14 protein-coding genes and 1 pseudogene are annotated in these 16,917 nt (G+C 49.7%); 11 read left to right on the top strand and 4 right to left on the bottom strand.

The annotated features are described in order from the left end of the window. Nucleotides 1-61: 61 nt before the first annotated feature. Nucleotides 62-1,459, top strand: a complete 1,398-nt coding sequence (locus tag DW082_RS08900; protein ID WP_055205105.1) for a threonine/serine exporter ThrE family protein — start codon at nucleotides 62-64, stop codon at nucleotides 1,457-1,459. Nucleotides 1,460-1,487: 28 nt separating this feature from the next. On the opposite strand, the gene DW082_RS08895 is transcribed toward DW082_RS08900, so the two are convergent. From DW082_RS08895 to DW082_RS15040, 4 genes and pseudogenes are all read right to left on the bottom strand, one after another. After that, entirely contained in the window at nucleotides 1,488-2,021 is a 534-nt protein-coding gene (locus tag DW082_RS08895; RefSeq protein ID WP_101573993.1) for a methylated-DNA--[protein]-cysteine S-methyltransferase, read from the bottom strand. Nucleotides 2,022-2,032: 11 nt separating this feature from the next. Continuing rightward, nucleotides 2,033-3,217, bottom strand: a complete 1,185-nt coding sequence (locus tag DW082_RS08890; protein WP_101574042.1) for an MFS transporter — start codon at nucleotides 3,215-3,217, stop codon at nucleotides 2,033-2,035. 45 nt (nucleotides 3,218-3,262) lie between these two features. Then, on the bottom strand, nucleotides 3,263-3,511 hold the full coding sequence (locus DW082_RS15045; RefSeq protein WP_259335566.1) for a FadR/GntR family transcriptional regulator: 249 nt from the start codon (nucleotides 3,509-3,511) through the stop codon (nucleotides 3,263-3,265). Nucleotides 3,512-3,762: 251 nt separating this feature from the next. Next, nucleotides 3,763-3,933, bottom strand: a pseudogene (locus DW082_RS15040) (FadR/GntR family transcriptional regulator); the annotation flags it as partial. A 713-nt stretch (nucleotides 3,934-4,646) separates the two neighbouring features. On the opposite strand from DW082_RS15040, the gene DW082_RS08880 reads away from it, so the two are divergent. The 10 genes from DW082_RS08880 (at nucleotide 4,647) to DW082_RS08835 (ending at nucleotide 16,864) form a co-directional block, all read left to right on the top strand. Then, on the top strand, nucleotides 4,647-5,180 hold the full coding sequence (locus DW082_RS08880) for a UpxY family transcription antiterminator (RefSeq protein WP_172970798.1): 534 nt from the start codon (nucleotides 4,647-4,649) through the stop codon (nucleotides 5,178-5,180). A gap of 57 nt (nucleotides 5,181-5,237) precedes the next feature. After that, on the top strand, nucleotides 5,238-6,092 hold the full coding sequence (locus DW082_RS08875) for a hypothetical protein (protein WP_118458264.1): 855 nt from the start codon (nucleotides 5,238-5,240) through the stop codon (nucleotides 6,090-6,092). A gap of 183 nt (nucleotides 6,093-6,275) precedes the next feature. Continuing rightward, nucleotides 6,276-7,790: an oligosaccharide flippase family protein gene (locus DW082_RS08870; protein ID WP_118458262.1), complete on the top strand. Its 1,515-nt coding sequence runs from the start codon at nucleotides 6,276-6,278 to the stop codon at nucleotides 7,788-7,790. Nucleotides 7,791-7,944: 154 nt separating this feature from the next. After that, entirely contained in the window at nucleotides 7,945-9,054 is a 1,110-nt protein-coding gene (locus DW082_RS08865) for an NAD-dependent epimerase/dehydratase family protein (protein WP_101574001.1), read from the top strand. A 35-nt stretch (nucleotides 9,055-9,089) separates the two neighbouring features. Next, nucleotides 9,090-10,826 (top strand): thiamine pyrophosphate-binding protein, encoded by a 1,737-nt coding sequence (locus DW082_RS08860; RefSeq protein WP_101574002.1) that lies wholly within the window; start codon nucleotides 9,090-9,092, stop codon nucleotides 10,824-10,826. A 37-nt stretch (nucleotides 10,827-10,863) separates the two neighbouring features. Beyond that, the gene (locus DW082_RS08855) at nucleotides 10,864-11,988 is read left to right on the top strand and encodes a polysaccharide pyruvyl transferase family protein (protein ID WP_147386995.1); all 1,125 of its coding nucleotides are present in this window, start codon (nucleotides 10,864-10,866) and stop codon (nucleotides 11,986-11,988) included. Nucleotides 11,989-12,225: 237 nt separating this feature from the next. Beyond that, nucleotides 12,226-13,308 (top strand): EpsG family protein, encoded by a 1,083-nt coding sequence (locus tag DW082_RS08850; RefSeq protein WP_180951586.1) that lies wholly within the window; start codon nucleotides 12,226-12,228, stop codon nucleotides 13,306-13,308. Then, nucleotides 13,301-14,422 (top strand): glycosyltransferase family 4 protein, encoded by a 1,122-nt coding sequence (locus DW082_RS08845; RefSeq protein ID WP_101574007.1) that lies wholly within the window; start codon nucleotides 13,301-13,303, stop codon nucleotides 14,420-14,422. The genes DW082_RS08850 and DW082_RS08845 overlap by 8 nt, the downstream gene beginning before the upstream one ends. Then, nucleotides 14,419-15,558, top strand: a complete 1,140-nt coding sequence (locus tag DW082_RS08840; RefSeq protein ID WP_118458258.1) for a glycoside hydrolase family 99-like domain-containing protein — start codon at nucleotides 14,419-14,421, stop codon at nucleotides 15,556-15,558. The genes DW082_RS08845 and DW082_RS08840 overlap by 4 nt, the downstream gene beginning before the upstream one ends. Nucleotides 15,559-15,733: 175 nt before the next feature. Then, on the top strand, nucleotides 15,734-16,864 hold the full coding sequence (locus DW082_RS08835) for a glycosyltransferase family 4 protein (RefSeq protein WP_118458257.1): 1,131 nt from the start codon (nucleotides 15,734-15,736) through the stop codon (nucleotides 16,862-16,864). Nucleotides 16,865-16,917: the final 53 nt, after the last annotated feature.

Here is a 16,917-nt window from a genome sequence, read left to right as displayed (position 1 = left end):
AGTGGAACTTTTGAACACCGGCACGGCAATGCCGGTTTGTCGGATGTAAAGAGAGGCGGTTATGGAAAAGACATCACAGTATTCGGAAAAACTTTTGCACCGGAAGCTCGACCTGCTGCTGCGTACGGGCAAGCTATTGATGGAAAGCGCGGCGGACACGAGCCGCATCATGCGCAACATGAAACGCACGGCGGCCTACCTGGGACTGCCCGACGAACACCTGCATATTTACATCAACTACAACATGCTGATGGTAAACCTGGGCGACGAAGAACATTCGTTTTCCAAATTCCAGAGTTGCGAAAAACACGGCATCAACATGACTGCTATTTCCGCCGTCAGCAAACTCTCCTGGAGAGCCATCCGCGAGGATTATTCGCTGGAAAAATACGAGGAGGAGCTGGAAAAAATCCGTACCCGCAAACGTAACTACACCCCCTGGCAGGTAGCCGTCGGCGCGGGATTCGCCTGCGGCGGGTTCTGCATCCAGTTCGGTTGCGACTGGCCGGCCTTCTTCTACGCTTCGGTGGCCGCTATCCTGGGGTTCCGCTTGCGTGCGGTGCTCAATGATCTGGGTTCCAATCACTTTATGAATATTGCCGTCGCCGCCTTCGTCTCAACGTTGCTGGCATGGGTTTCCACGTTTATATCGACGCTCGCACTGCCCGGACCGCTCCATGCCGTTCTCCATTCCGATACGCCGTGGCATCCGCTGATGGCCTGCGCTCTTTTCATCGTCCCCGGCGTCCCGCTGATTAATTTTGTAAGCGACATGCTGGATAACTACGTGCAGGTGGGTATCACACGGGCCGTCAATACATTGCTCATCGTGGTCGCCATGTCGTTCGGCATCGCGCTGGCCATCCACGTCTGCGGGATCGACAACTTCGTGAAGGATCTGAGCATGACGCCGCATCACACCTATTTCGAATTCGCCGTAGCGGCCGCCATATCGGCCGTAGGATTTTCGATGATCTTCAATATCCCGCGCCGGTTGCTCTGGGTGGTGGCCGTAGGAGGCGTCATCGCCGTTTGCTCCCGCAACTTTGTCAATCTTGGCCCGAGCAACCACAATATCGGACTGGACATGGGTCCAGTGATCGGTTCTTTGGTCGGCTCGGCCCTTATCAGCATCATCGTAACGCGGGCGGTGCATTGGTTCCACACCCCTCACCATTGCCTATCGATTCCCAGCGTCATCCCGATGATCCCGGGCGTGCTGATGTATCGGGCGCTGTTTGCTTTCATCGATATGCGCGGCGTGGTGGGCGAAGTCACCGTAGCGATGAACAATGCCATCCAGGCCTCGCTTATGATCCTTTGCATCGCTATCGGCGTGGCCATCCCGAACATTTTTGCACGCCGCTGGATCACTCCCAAACGTCAAAAACAGTTGAAACTGCTCATCGAGCGGCGCAGGCTGCACGGTAAGTTCGTCAACCTGACGGACATCGGCTAAACGAGAAGACGCGACAGCGGCCGGCCGCCTACAATGCGGTCCCTTTTTTCGGAACGAACAATCCCGACATTTCCGCCCGTTCGAGATTCAGAAGCCGCACTTTCCGCGTAATGCCGCCCGCATAACCCGTCAGGCTTCCGTTGCTCCCGACGACGCGGTGGCAGGGCACGACGATGCTGACGGGATTGTGCCCCACGGCGCCGCCTACGGCCTGCGCCGATACGTTCCGTACTCCCTGTCGCCGGGCGATCTCCCGCGCGATCTCCCCGTAAGTGACGGTTTCCCCGTACGGGATTTGCCGCAGCACGTCCCAGACGGCGAGCCGAAACGGCGAACCTTGTAGGTGCACCGGCGGCGTAAAACCGGGGATGCCGCCGCCGAAATAACAGTCCAACCATTCCCTGACCTGCCCGAATACCGGCAGCATTTTCTCTTCGTGCCGGGCCGACAGCGTGTCGGCAAAATATTTCTGCCCGTCGAACCACAGCCCCGTCAGGCCTTCGTCGTCGGCTGCGATCGTGATCCCGCCGAGGGGCGACCGGTATTTAAAAGTGTACTGCATCGCTGATTTATTTATTTATTGGTTTTCTTCGATTCGATATTAGGCAGAAAGCCCGTTATTACACCCAGCAAAGGCAACAACGTACTGATCTGAAAAATATACTCGATGCTGGTTTTGTCCGCCAGCCAGCCGAAAAAGGCGGAACCGAGTCCCCCCAGCCCGAACATCAGTCCGAAAAATACTCCGGCGATCATGCCGACCTTTCCCGGCATCAGGTCGGTCGCATAGACCAGAATCGCCGAAAACGCCGACGAGATGACAAGGCCGATCACGACCGCCAGTACGATGGTGCAGGCCAGGTTGGCATAGGGAAGCATCAGCGTGAAGGGAGCGGCCCCCAGAATGGAACCCCAGATCACGTATTTCCGTCCGATGCGGTCGCCCAGCGGCCCGCCGAAGAATGTTCCGACCGCCGAAGCCGCCAGAAATGCGAAAAGACAGTACTGCGCCCCCTGTACCGACATCGAAAATTTATCCATCAAAAAGAACGTGAAATAGTTGGTCATACAGGCGATGTAAAAATATTTCGAAAATACCAATACGCCCAGGATAATGAGCGCGGCCCGGATTTTTCGCTTCGTAAGTCCGTGAGCCGGCGCCGCCGCCGTTGCGACGGTCTTGCGTGCCGCTACGGCCAGCCGCCGTTTGTACCAGTTCCCGATCTTAATAAGTATGAAAATAGCCAGCAGCGCGGCCAATGCGAACCAGCCGATCGAAGCCTGACCGAACGGAATCACGATCAAAGCCGCCAACAACGGCCCCATAGCGCTTCCCGCGTTGCCGCCGACCTGAAAGATCGACTGTGCCAGTCCTTTGCGCCCGCCCGAGGCGAGCTGCGCTACCCGCGAGGATTCAGGATGGAAAACCGACGAACCGCAGCCGATCAGGCCGACCGCCGCCAAAATAAAGACAAAGCCGGGGGCTACGGACAGCGCGAGCAGTCCGGCCAGCGTGAAACACATCCCTACGGCTAGCGAGTAGGGCCTCGGATGACGGTCCGCCAAACGTCCGGCGAAAGGCTGCAAAAGCGACGAAGTCATCTGAAAAACCAGCGTGATGACGCCGATTTGTGCGAATGTAAAGCCGAATTTCTCTTTGAGAAGCGGATAGACCGCCGGAATGACGGACTGCATCATGTCGTTGAGCAGATGAGTGGTGCAAACCATCAACAGGATCGGATAAACTGTCCGGTTCATCGGATTACGGAGCGGCCGCGCGCAGGAGGAGTTCGTATTCATGGGTTACGGTTCTTTCAGGATAATGCCGATCGTATGCAGCGCCTTCCGGGCATCCCGGGCGATTATATCCCGTACCAACCGTTCGTGCGTAGGCTGCGATGCGAGAAAATAGCCCGTATCGACGTAAATGTGTTCGAAACCTTTTTGCAGGTGGATGGTCGCCGACCGGTAGAGTTCGTACAAAATCTCGTTGTGCGTAGCTTCCGCCAAAGCGACATGAAACCGGATATCCGCTTCGATACACGCCTCCAACCGCCCCGCCGCTGCCGTCGCGCCGCGTTCCGCAAGGATCTTTCGATCTTTTCGATATCCTGCTCCGTACGCCGTCCGGCAGCCCGCTCGACGATGGCGACCTCCAGTATTCTCCGCACTTCGTCCAGGTCGCGGATGTCGGCACGGCGGAGACGTTGCGCCATCGGGTCGTCCGCCGCCGCCCGGCTCTCGACAAACGTCCCGGCTCCTTGTTGCACTTTCAGGAACCCCATGTTAACCAGTATCTTCACAGCTTCGCGCACCGTCGAACGGCCGACGCCGAAAATACGCATCAGTTCCGGCTCGGCCGGCAGTTTTTCGCCTACCTCGAATTGCCCGTCCGTAATCCGTTGGCGGAGCCGTTCGGCCAACTCTTCGGCCAGCGATCTTTTCCGTATGACCGAATCCGGTCGCTCTTTCATCATATCATCTGATGTTTATTGCAAAGATAACCGTTTATTCGGAACCGGAGAATTTTTCCGGTATTTTCCTCCAAAATCATTATAATGGCGGCGGCTCGTTTTCGATAACCGAATGCGAAAAATAGCTTTAAAAGCGAATCCCGGAATCTATACGAAAGAGATGCAGGATGATCCCCAAGGGCTGGGTATCAATGTTTTCTTTGTTGCGGATCGCTGTTGGTAATTTATAGGTTTAGGATGTTTCTTTGTAAGAGACGGCATGGAATAATAAAATACTGTAAACAAGTGTAATAAACAATGAGAGAGTAGCGTTTATACATCATTCAGGATAAGAGATATATAAATTGGGCAATGGGATCGTCGATTCGATAACGTATTCCGAACTTTTCCGGAGTAAATGCTGTTGCGATTTGAAAGTCACGTATATAATTATATAAATCAATGTGTTAGTAATACATAAAAACGCGCGAAATAGCTATAAATGATGATGGAATATTTGGCCGTTAGATTTATATTTCCAATATTTGTACCCATAAAGTGCCGTCTCTTACAAAGAAACGATACTGATACGAAAGTGCGTATTTAGAATTTTAGTTTTCAATGACCTTAGTATTAGTGATATAGGTGATATTAGGGGATTCAGAGTTATGTCCATAGCTCAAATTTAGCGATGATTAAGCCTGAAAGCAGAGAGAATTCGAATGTCACAATGCATGGAGGAAGAACGACTCGTTTGGTATGTAATGCGTTTTCTGTATAATCGCAAATCGGATACGCGGGACCGTCTCGATAAAGCTTCTGTCGAAACATTCGTTCCTATGCGTTGCGAGATTAAAAATCGAAATGGTAAGAAAATACGCGCTTACGTTCCTGTAATATGGGATTTGCTGTTCGTTCATTCTACCGAAAAAGTTTTAGCTCCTTTTTTGGAAGCCGATAATTATTTCCAATATAGGTACCGCCGGGGCGGCAGACAGGCAGAACCTCTTATTATTCCCGACAGCCAGATGGAACAGTTTATCAATGCGGTGAAAGGATCGGAACGTCCCATTTATTTTACGCCTCAGGAGTTGAATATCGATAAAGGAACCCGAATCCGAATTCACGGAGGGCCGTTTGATGGAATTGAAGGCATATTTATGAAGGTAAAAGGCGCAAAGGCCAAACGGCTGGTGATAGAGTTGCCCAATACTTTGGCTGTCGCGGTTGAAGTCAATCCCGATCTGATCGAAATTTTATCCGAATAGACAGCGGTCGTTTCATCCCGTTCATCTCTTATTTTAACAGCCATAACCGGAATTTCCATGACCGAAACAGATTTACAGGTATTGCTTCCGTTTTTGTGTAATCACCGCATAAAAGGACAAAGCGAAGTACGTATCGATGCTCTTCTTCGTATGTATTTGTCGATTAGTATGTTGTGTTGTGTTGCGTCGTCTTGTGATTATTTGAATTGCAATAAAATTATCCGCAAGATGGACATTCTTTATCAGATCATGGATCGTACCTCGGTTAATGGTTTGTGCCGGATGTATCGCCTGGTTAAAGAATCCGCATGGGGCGTTTACGGAAAAAAAGACGAAGAATGTAGCGGATTATATTACCGACTTTTAGACAGTTATTTGAAAGATCCCGATCCAGGACAGGAGTTGGAGGTACTGCGCTGTATAGCTTATGAGTTGGGAAATGTTATGGGTGATAATACGGAATTGGATTATTACCCGTTTTACCGAGCAAAGTGCGGGCAATGGGTCGGCGAACTGGATACGAAGGGTTGCTGGAGAAGACTTCCTCAGGAAATAGCCGTACGTAGGATCGAGTTGCTGCAAAATTATAGCGATGCTTTCCGGGACGATCGTTTTCACGATGCGGTGTTGCGTGCGTATAACTATTATAAGAAACGTTTGGTTCTTCCTGAGAACGCTGTCGCCGAACAACTTCCGTTGTTGACGGCATGGTATGATCTGTTGCGGATTTCCGGTGCGTTCCCTTGTGAGCACGATCTGCCGAAGCGGATTGCCGGATTGATCGAAGGGGTGGCGAATACTGTCGAGACTCGTACCGATACATGGTATCTTGCTACCAGTTACGCCGTCGAGCAATGTTGCTCCGATATTATGGACAGGGTGCAGCATGAAATAATGCAGGAGGCCGAATGAATTTGCCTGTACGTATTGGGGTAATCCCGTGTCTTTCGGGCGGTACGAGACATTCGTACCGGCCTTATAGGGATATGATATTGGGTGTGTTTCGAGAATGTCTCCTCGCTTTATGCGTCGGTGCTGGATGCAATATCTGTTACAAAAGATTTATTTTTCGGACATAGTAATGGGTAAAATCCGATGGTCGTAAATCAACTGAAAGCCGGAGCCGTTCTAAATTACGTAGTGATCGGGCTGAACTCGCTGGTCGGGCTGCTTTATACGCCCTATATGCTGCGGATGATGGGGCAGAGCGAATACGGTCTTTATTCGCTCGTGGCGTCTGTGATCGCCTATCTGACGATCATGGATTTCGGCTTTGGAAATGCTATTATCCGTTATACGGCTAAATTTCGCGCGGAAGGCAGACAGCAGGAGCAATACGCCATGTTCGGAATGTTTCTGATCCTCTATTCGGTGATCGGTATACTTGCATTCGGAGCCGGCTTGGGACTGTATTTCAATGTCGAAGCATTGTTCGGAGATACGATGACCGTCGTTGAGGTCGAACGGGCTAAGGTGTTGATGATCATTTTGATTTTTAATTTGGCCGTCACTTTTCCTCTGAGTATTTTCGGAGCCGTTGTTACGGCTTACGAAGATTTTATTTTTCAGAAAGTCGTTCAGATCGTCCGCATCTTGCTTAACACCGTCGTGATGATCTGTTTGTTGAAAATGGGGTATCGGGCCGTAGCGATGGTAGTCGTGCAAACGCTGTTCAATCTCGTTACACTGTTGTTGAATTATTATTACTGTCGTCGCAAAATCGGGATACGGATCGTTTTCGGACGTTTTCGCTGGGGGTTTCTCCGGGAAGTGACCGTTTATTCGTTTTGGATATTTCTGAATGCGATTATGGACCGCATTTACTGGGGTACGGGGCAGTTTGTGTTGGGAGCCACCGTCGGCACCGCAGCCGTGGCCGTTTTTGCCGTAGCGATTTACCTGAAAGATATGTACTATTCGTTTTCGACCTCGATATCCGGCGTTTTCCTACCCAAAGTTACGGCAATGATCACTACCGGCGCGTCGGAGCAGACCGTATCCGATCTGTTTATTCGTATCGGACGTATCCAGTACATCGTACTGGCATATGTCCTGTCTGCTTTTATTCTGTTGGGGCGGCCGTTTATCGCGTTGTGGGCCGGCGAAGGGTATGACGAAACTTATGTTATCGCGTTGATGTTTTTTGCTTCGACCCTGATTCCGATGATTCAGAATCTGGGAATTACGATTCTTCAGGCGAGGAATGAAATGAAATACAGGTCGATCCTTATTCTGGCGGTTTCCGCGGCGAGTCTGGCTGCGGCCATCCCGGCAGCCAGACAGTTCGGAGCTTTCGGTGTGGCGGCGGTAACTTCCGTAGCGGTCGTGCTGGGACATGGCATCCTGTTGAATATCTATTATAAGCGCAAAATTCATTTGGATATACCGCTTTTCTGGACGGAGATCGCGCGGATGAGTGTCGCTCCGTTGATCATTACTGTCGGCGCGTTCATCTTGTTGAAATACGTATCGGTAGACAGCGTACTCTCTTTCCTGTGTGTTGCGGTTGTTTTTTCGTTGATATATTTTCCCTGTATCTATCGGTTCTCAATGAATCAGTATGAACGCGACCTGTTCATAAAGCCTATTCGCAAAATAGTACGGCTCTGAGTAGTCCGGTTGATGCCTCGTAGACAGGCGTCTGCTGAATGGTTCTTCATTTCGGTATTTTTTAAGAAGAAATTCTCGGCGGAGACTCCTTGTAGAATACATGTCCGGATTATTTCATTCCGAATTGACAGGCCGGTAAAATGTCTGAAAAAGTATGCGGATTTTAATTATGGGAGGTACCGGCGCCATGGGATCGCACCTGGTCGGGATCCTTGCGGCCGATCCTGCGAATGAACTGACGGTTACCACCCGCAAAGAATTTCCCTCCGTCGAAAACGGTTGTATACGGTACGTACGGGGAAATGCCCATGATATCGGCTTTGTCCGATCGCTTGTCCCTGTGGGGGCGAAGTGGGACTGCATCGTGGATTTTATGGTTTATACGCCCGACGAATTCAGGGAGCGCGTGGATTTCTTGTTGTCGGTATGCAAACAATATGTTTTTTTGAGTTCGGCCCGGGTTTATGCCGGATCGAACGAGCCGATCGTCGAAACCTCGCCGAGGTTGTTGGATACCGTAAACGATGAAGTTTACCTGCGAACCGACGAATACGCCCTTGCAAAGGCCCGCGAAGAAAATTTACTGTCGCAGTCCGGAAAAACGAACTGGGTGATCGTCCGCCCTTATATAACTTACAGCGAAATACGGTTGCAACTGGGCGTACTGGAAAAAGAGCAGTGGCTATACCGGGCTATGAACGGTAGAAAAATCGTTTTTCCGAAAGATATCGCGGAAAAAATGACTACGTTGACCTATGGTTACGATGTGGCGTGCGGTATAGCCGCTGTTGCCGGAAAACCGGCGGCTAACGGCCGTGCGTTTCATGTTACTGCTGCGGAGGCGATCAGATGGAGCGATGTGCTGGGAATATACCTCGATGTACTTGAAACTCATCTGGGGACACGTCCCGGAGTGGTGATGCCTGACGCGGCTCCCAACCTGAAAAATCCGGAAACGCAATATCAGGTGCGATATGACAGATGGTATGATCGCAAATTCGACAATACGCAAATCGACCGGTTCTGCGACACGGCCGGTTTTACGAAACCGGCCGACGGATTGCGGTTCTGTCTGGAACGTTTTGTTCGGAATCCGCGGTTCGCGCAGATCGTTTGGACGGCGGAAGCCCGTTGCGACAGAATCACGGGCGAACGGACTCCGCTTCGTGAGATTCCGTCCGTAAAATTCCGCTTGGCGTATCTGGCGGCAAGGTATATGCCCCGTAATTTATTTGAACTCATACGAAAACTTATCAAACGGTAATTGATCCTTTTTTCGATAATCGTCAGACAAATATCATGGAAAAGTATTACACATCCGAACGCAATGCGCAGATCGTGATCGCTCTGTTGAAAGCTAATAACATCCGTAAAATCATAGCATCTCCGGGCGCTACGAACATAACGTTCGTCGCTTCGATACAGCAAGATCCCTATTTCGAGATCTATTCTTCGGTCGATGAGCGTTCGGCGGCCTATATGGCGTGCGGTCTGGCGGCAGAGTCCGGCGAGCCGGTCGTCTTGAGCTGTACGGGCGCTACAGCTTCGAGAAATTACCTTCCTGGGCTGACCGAAGCCTTTTACCGGAAGTTGCCCGTACTGGCGATCACGTCGACGCAGTACGAAGGCAGGGTCGGGCATCATATACCTCAGGTAATCGATCGCAGCAGACCGCTCAACGATATCGTTCATGTAAGCGTTTCGCTTCCGGCCGTAAGGGACGAGGAAGAAGCGTGGAGTTGCGAAATAAATGCCAATAAGGCGATCCTGGCCCTCAAGCATCGCGGCGGCGGTCCGGCGCATATCAATTTGGCGACCACTTACAGCAGGGATTATTCGGTGAAGGAACTGCCGTCCGTCCGCGTGATCGACAGGATTTGTGCAGGAGACCGGTTTCCGGAATTTCCTGAAGGTAAAGTTGCCGTTTTCGTCGGTTCCCATCCGAAATGGACTTCGGAGCAGACCGAGGCGGTCGATCGATTCTGCGAGGCGCACGATGCCGTCGTTTTCTGCGATCATACGAGTAATTACAAAGGGAGATACAGGGTTCTTTATTCGTTGGTGCAGAATCAAAAGATGCTTACAACCGAAACCAACAGCGTCGATTTGCTGATTCATATCGGAGAGGTATCCGCGTCTTACTATCCTTCGGCTCGGACTGTATGGCGCGTCAGCGAGGACGGCGAGATCCGCGATACCTTTCATAAACTGCGTTATGTATTCGAAATGTCCGAGCAGAATTTTTTCGGGCATTATGCCGGTGTATCCGATAGGCATTCCGATGAATATCTGAAAAACTGTCGGGCGCTTTATCAAAAAGTTTACGACGCTATTCCGCAGAATTTGCCCTTTTCGAATGTTTGGACGGCGTATAAAATGGCGCCTCTTCTTCCGGAGAACTCCGTGTTGCATTTCGGCATTCTGAATACGCTGCGATCGTGGAATTTCTTCGAAATACCGAAGTCCGTGTTTTCCGATTCGAACGTCGGCGGGTTCGGGATCGACGGCGGCGTCTCTTCGCTGATCGGGGCTTCGTTGGCCGACCCGACCCGACTTTGTTTCGGTATTTTCGGCGATCTTGCGTTTTTCTACGATATGAATGCGGTCGGAAATCGTCATGTCGGCAACAATGTCCGGATTTTGATAATCAATAACGGCCGGGGAACCGAATTTCGTCAGTATGACCATCCTGGAGCTCTTTTCGGAGACGAAGCCGATCCTTATATCGCAGCGGCAGGGCATTTTGGCAACAAATCGCAGGCATTGATCCGGCACTATGCGGAAGATCTCGGATTCGAATACATGTGCGCTTCGGACAAAAATGAATTCGAAGCGCTGTACGAGCGGTTCCTCTCTCCTGAACCGGCCGCCCGGCCGATGCTTTTCGAAGTGTTTACCGACAGCGGGGACGAGAGCGATGCCCTTCGCGCCATTCGCTCCGTCGAACAGAATACGACAGGGAAGTTGGTGGATTTCGCACGATCGGTTATGAGCGAAAAACAAAAAAGTTTCATCAAAAAAACGCTGGGCCGGTAACTATTGGCTTTTTGTCTCATAAGAATATTTGCAGAATATGAAAATTGGAATCGTAACTTTCTGGAACAGCGAGGATAATTACGGTCAAATACTTCAGTGTTATGCTCTTCAGCGTTTTCTGCAGGATAAAGGGCACGATGCTTTTCTGATAAGATATGCGCCCGGACGGAAAATAAACCTGAAATGGGTTTTGTCTCTTCCGTGTAGAATCGTCAGGAAGATCTCGCTACGGTTATTCCGTCGGAAGGAATTCCGTTTTTCGCAGCGATTTAAAGAAATGAACCGGATCGTGAGGCAGGAGAATGCTGCCCATCCGCGTCATTTTTCGACATTCAAAGAGCGCTTTATTGCGGTCACTTCGAGAGTCTATGATCAATATGATATTTTCACCGATCCGCCCGGGGCGGATGCATACATCGCCGGAAGCGATCAGGTCTGGGGATCGGTCGATCCGGTCTATTACCTGATGTTCGTGCCGGAAGGTTGCAAAAAAATTGCTTATGCGCCGTCGTTCGGCGGTATGAAACTCGCCGGGAGCCTCCGGAAAAAGATTAAACGGTACATATCCGGGTTCGACGTACTGGCATTGCGGGAGCGACAGGGCGTGGAAATATGCAGGGAGTTGGGACGCAGCGACGCTTCATTGGTACCCGATCCTACTTTGCTGTTGTCCGTGCACGATTATTCGTCGATAGCCGCCCCGTGCCTATATTCGCAGGATTACCTGCTGCTTTACCTGCTCGGCAATGAAATCGATTTCGATGTGGCCGAAGTTTATGCTTGGGCTCGAAGCCGGCATATCGAGGTGAAATACGTCGCAAGTCAGGGACGGCAGGACGCATACGACAAAATCTATCCCAATGTGGACGAGTGGCTCAGTCTGATCCGGAATGCCCGGTACGTCGTCACCAATTCGTTCCATGGAATGGTGTTCAGTATTATTTTCAATAAACCGTTCGTCGTCATTCCGTTGGCCGGGTCTTTTACGCGGATGAACGATCGTATCTTCGATACGCTGTCGGCGGTGCATCTGACCGAAAGGATTTATAAAAATTCACTCGATATTTTACTCGACCCGCTGGACATCCGGGCGATCAACGATTATTTGAAACAAACGGGGAACGACATATCCCTAAAATTCGACTATTGGCTGGGAGCGTAAATAGTGCCCGGCATATATGCCTCGAAGTCGTCTGTCGACGTCGGTTCCGGGGAATTCGGGGCAGGCTGTACGTTCTCCCCATAAGATTGATCAAAAGCATCGGCCGCATGGCGAACGCTTGCCGTAATCGATAGAGCGGCATTTATTCGGATGTACTACCTCATTTTTTTCTTATTTATCGTCGTATGCTGCAGCCTCTCGCTGCACGGTCGTTTGTCTCCGGAAACTAAACGGGGATTGCAATTTTTGTTGTTTATCTTTTTCTGGTTTACGGCCGGATGGAGGTATGAAACGGGGACGGATTACCTGGCGTATGTCCGGATTTTCGACAGTTCCTCCGATCTCAGCCATTTATTGCATACGGGTACGTTCGATGTGCCGATGATCGAACCGGGGTATCTGTTTATTAATTCCATATTCATTTCGTTGGGAGTGGATGTCAATTACATGTTTCTGTTTATCTCTTTCTGTACGACTTTACTGTTATTCCGTTCATTCGAAGATTATCTGCCCGATTATAAATACCTCGGATTGTTGACTTACTTCGCTTTCATCTATTTTCAAATGGATATGAGCGGATTGAGACAGGCCATCGCATTGAATGTATTTTTCGTGGCGCTTCGATATATTTACAGGCGCCAGTTTTGGCGTTATACGCTTTGTATCCTGTTAGCTGCGACTTTTCATGTGTCGGTGATCATCGTTTATCCGTTATATTTCTTTTTGAATAAAAAAATATCGTCCCGGCTGATCGTGGGAACGTCCGTGGCAGGATTGCTGGTAATCGGTTTGCAGTTGCCGATTATAGGTTGGATAACCGAATATCTGATTTCACCGCTTTTCTCGTCGAATATACTATACAAGGTATTGTATTATACGACTTCCGATATAGAACCCTGGCCGATCAATATTAAAGTATTCTTCTACCTGGCCATACTCTTTGTCATCGTATATAACCGAAATAAACTGGCGGAACGTTTTCCTTATTTCAATATTATATTGAATCTGCTTTTCCTTTTTGTGCTGCTCAGAAACGTATTGTGGGAATCCGTCGAACTGGATATGCGATTGGGCTTTTACATGTCGTTGGGCATGACGATGGGATTTCCGCTGTTATTCGAGATCGTATCCCGGAAATTGATCCGGCAGTTGACCTTTGTAGTTTTCGTTTTTGTCAACTGGTATCAATGTCAGAATTATTTCTTTTCGATCCCGACTTTTTCGCCGTACCAGAATTACATCGTGCATAAAATCTTTAAGCTCCCCAGTAACGGCGAGGAGCGTTTGTACGAATTGATGAATCGTGAAAATAATGACTAAAACCCGGCTCCTCATCGTCGCGCATTCGGGTTATATGGGAGGGGCGGAGACCGTGCTGGCGCACGCGATCAACAACGTGTTGTCGGATTCTTCCCGGTATGAAACGGATGTATATTACCCGCTGGGAACGGGTTCCCTTTTCAGAACAGCGCTTCGTTCGGAAACCGTAAGGCGATGTTGCGCATTGCCTTACCGGAATATAGCTTCGGGCTCATTAAAGACATTGATTGTTCTCCTGTACAGCCTTCCGACGATTTTGTGGCTTATCGCTGTCTGCCTGTTCCGCAAGACCGATCGGATTTATGTGAACAGCGCTGTTAATTTCCCCGGAGCATGGGTCGCTTACATTACGGGGAAACGCTGTCTGTGGCATATTCATGAGCAGCCCAATGCACATACCGATTACCTCCCCCGCTGGATGATTTCGACCTATCGAAAACTGTTTACGGCATCCAATATCACTCCCGTATTCGTGACCGAACGGTGCCGTAGGTTATGGAGTCAAAAATTAGCGTGCGATTTCCCCGTTTACAGGATTGCTTATCCTCCGTTGAAAGAGCTGCCTTTAACGGTTTCGAAGAAAACAGGAACGGCTCTCACGATCGGTTATCTGGGGGCTTTGATTCCGGGGAAGAACGTCGCTGCGCTCGTGCGGTCTTATGCGCGGTTGCATACTTCTCATCCGCAGGATCCTCCTTATTTGCTGATATGCGGAAGCGGGCCTTGCCTGCATGAATTGCAGGATTTGGCCCGTACGCTTCATGTAGAGACGTTTACCGAGTTCCGGGCTTTTCAAAACGATGTGTCCGGCTTTTTTGCCGATATCGATATGCTTGTCCAGCCTTCGCTGAACGAATCGTGGGGATTGACTGTTTTGGAAGCCATGAGCCAGCGGAAAGCGGTCATTACGACGACGGAAACCGGTTTGCACGAGATACTGACCGGAGAAGAGTGCCTGTTTTTCGACCCGTCCGACGAAGACGAATTGTATAAGTGTTTGGAAGCATTACAGGAGGAAGGGCTTCGCAACAGGCTGTCTTCTAACGGATATGATAAAGTCCGCCTTCTAAATCTCAATCATCAGTTTGAACTAACGATAAAAGACATATTATGACTATTCCGAAACTTATTGCATTTTATTTCCCTCAGTTTCACGCTATTCCGGAAAACGACGTGTGGTGGGGGGCCGGATTTCATGATTGGCAACTGGTGCAAAATGCAAAACCGCTGTTTAACGGACACTATCAACCCCGTATCCCCATAGATGGAAACTATTACAACCCCTGTGATAAAGAGACGCTTGCCAAACAGGCTCGGCTGGCTTCGGAATACGGTGTCGGAGGATTTTCTTTTTATCATTATTGGTTCGACGGTAAATTGATGCTGGAGAAGCCGCTGGAGACTTTTCTGGAACATAAGCAGATTGATATTCCGTTTTGTCTGACCTGGGCCAACGAGACCTGGACACGGGCATGGATAGGACATCCCGAAGCGGTATTGATACAACAGAATCATACGGACAATGTAGATCTGTGGCGCAGGCATTTCGATTACCTGTTGCCGTTTTTCAAAGACGAGCGGGCAATCCGCATCGACAATAAGCCTTTATTGTTGATTTATCAGCCGTTTATTATTGCGAATACGCAGGAAATGTTCGGATACTGGCGTAAATGGGCGGAAGAAAGCGGCCTGCCCGGCTTATACCTGATGGCCGTCAAAGGACACCAATATCCTTCCTGCGATTTTCTAAAATCGTATGATGGTTTGTTAAAAACGCAGCCACGGGAAGCCTTCGGTTCGAAACATTTCAAACATCAGAATCTAACGGATCGTTTTTACTGGCTGCGCAAACTCCCGGAAAGCATTCAAAATTATTTGCGTAAAATCAATCAAAGTATACGCAGCTATCAAATCATCGATGCGAATGAATTGTGGGAGGTGATTTTAAAAAATGCTTATTGTCCCGAATTCAAAGAGTCTGTCGATATTTATGAAACGGCGTTTTTTGACTGGGATAATACGGCCCGCTACAAAAACAAGGCAAAAATATACCGGGGGCTCTCTTTCGACTCCATGGAAAACAACCTGACCGAACTCATGAAAAAGGCGCGGGAGCACGACTCTCCTTATGTGTTTTTCAATGCATGGAACGAATGGTCGGAAGGCGCTTATCTTGAACCCGACTTGAAAAACGGTTACCGTTATCTGGAGATCGTAAAGCGTGTGAATCAAAATCTGAGTGCGCTGTAGGATGCGCAGGTTGCCGATTGAATCTCTGTTATGACTTTCGGTATTCTGTTTCGCTAGTTATTGTCCCTGTTTACATTCGGCTTTAAAATTCAATCGAACAAATAATACCGGATAGTCCTGTATCGGCGCCGCGTTGTTGCTGCCCGTATAGGACTGTTCGGTGCATATATCAATTATGAAAACAAAAATTCTGCACATTCAGGTGCTTCCGAAATTATCCGGCGTACAACGCGTATCTCTGGAGATTATGAAGAGTCTGCCCGATAGCCAGTATGACAAATGGATACTTTTCAGCGATTCGACGGACGTCGGCGATCGGGAGCAGTGTGAAAGAGAATTCCGGAGAGCCGGCGTTCGGGTTATCTACTCGAATAAAATGAAGCGAGCGATCGGATTGTCGGATATCGGAGCTGTCCGGGAGATTTATCGGTTATGCCGGCGGGAAAGATTTGACATCGTACATACCCATTCCACGAAACCGGGTGTGGTCGGGCGCATAGCGGCGACGTTGGCCCGTACGCCGCGGGTAATACATACCGTGCACGGACTGGCCTTTCATAAATTCGTCGGGCTTCCCCGGTGGCTGTTTTACTGGGGATGCGAGATGTTTGCGTCGTTGTTTTGCGACAGAATCATCCTGGTCAACCGTTATTACAGCAAATATTTCAAATGGTGCGCCCGTAAAGTTTCGACCGTTTATAACGGGATAGATTTTTCCGCTTATCCGGGACATCTTCCGGTTTCTCAGAAAGGAACGACGCCCCGGATTCTTTTTGTCGGCAGGCTGGATACGCAGAAAGACCCTCTGACTTTTCTCGAAGCGGCGAAAATCCTTATCGGGGAATACCCCGACGCAAAGTTTACTATGGTCGGAGACGGCGAAAAATACGGGGAGTGCAAGCGTTTTATCCGAGACAATGGTTTGACGGCCAGTATCGATTTGGCCGGATGGCAGCAAGATGTTTCATCGTTCTATGTTTCGCACGATATTTTTGCGATGTCTTCGATCTACGAATCTTTCGGATTGATTTTCGTCGAAGCCGCCCATTACGGGCTTCCGGTAGTTGCGACCAACGTGGAAGGTATTCCCGAGGTCGTTTCGGACGGAGAAACCGGACTGTTATGCAATCCGCGTGATCCGCAGGCTTTGGCGAAAAATATGATGACCCTGATCCGGCACCCGGAACTTCGGGATTCTTTCGGACAAGCGGCCCGCAAACGGGCATATGCCCTGTTTACGAGCGAACTTATGACCGATCGTTACAAAAAAGTTTATTGGGAACAGCGTAAAATGCCGGTGACATGAGGGCGTCCCGAACGGGCCGGCTTGTATATCCGACTTGAGGGCGGTTCCGCTCA

The organism is Alistipes sp. AF48-12, assembly GCF_003477565.1.
GTDB classification, from domain to species: Bacteria; Bacteroidota; Bacteroidia; order Bacteroidales; family Rikenellaceae; genus Alistipes_A; species Alistipes_A hominis.
This window is presented reverse-complemented; position numbering and strand designations above follow the sequence as displayed.

Bases quoted from the DNA above. Each gene is read 5' to 3' on its own strand.
- DW082_RS08900 (WP_055205105.1), top strand. From the start codon at position 62: ATGGAAAAGACATCACAGTATTCGGAAAAACTTTTGCACCGGAAGCTC.
- DW082_RS08895 (WP_101573993.1), bottom strand. From the start codon at position 2,021: ATGCAGTACACTTTTAAATACCGGTCGCCCCTCGGCGGGATCACGATC.
- DW082_RS08890 (WP_101574042.1), bottom strand. From the start codon at position 3,217: ATGAACCGGACAGTTTATCCGATCCTGTTGATGGTTTGCACCACTCAT.
- DW082_RS08880 (WP_172970798.1), top strand. From the start codon at position 4,647: ATGGAGGAAGAACGACTCGTTTGGTATGTAATGCGTTTTCTGTATAAT.
- DW082_RS08875 (WP_118458264.1), top strand. From the start codon at position 5,238: ATGACCGAAACAGATTTACAGGTATTGCTTCCGTTTTTGTGTAATCAC.
- DW082_RS08870 (WP_118458262.1), top strand. From the start codon at position 6,276: ATGGTCGTAAATCAACTGAAAGCCGGAGCCGTTCTAAATTACGTAGTG.
- DW082_RS08865 (WP_101574001.1), top strand. From the start codon at position 7,945: ATGCGGATTTTAATTATGGGAGGTACCGGCGCCATGGGATCGCACCTG.
- DW082_RS08860 (WP_101574002.1), top strand. From the start codon at position 9,090: ATGGAAAAGTATTACACATCCGAACGCAATGCGCAGATCGTGATCGCT.
- DW082_RS08855 (WP_147386995.1), top strand. From the start codon at position 10,864: ATGAAAATTGGAATCGTAACTTTCTGGAACAGCGAGGATAATTACGGT.
- DW082_RS08845 (WP_101574007.1), top strand. From the start codon at position 13,301: ATGACTAAAACCCGGCTCCTCATCGTCGCGCATTCGGGTTATATGGGA.
- DW082_RS08840 (WP_118458258.1), top strand. From the start codon at position 14,419: ATGACTATTCCGAAACTTATTGCATTTTATTTCCCTCAGTTTCACGCT.
- DW082_RS08835 (WP_118458257.1), top strand. From the start codon at position 15,734: ATGAAAACAAAAATTCTGCACATTCAGGTGCTTCCGAAATTATCCGGC.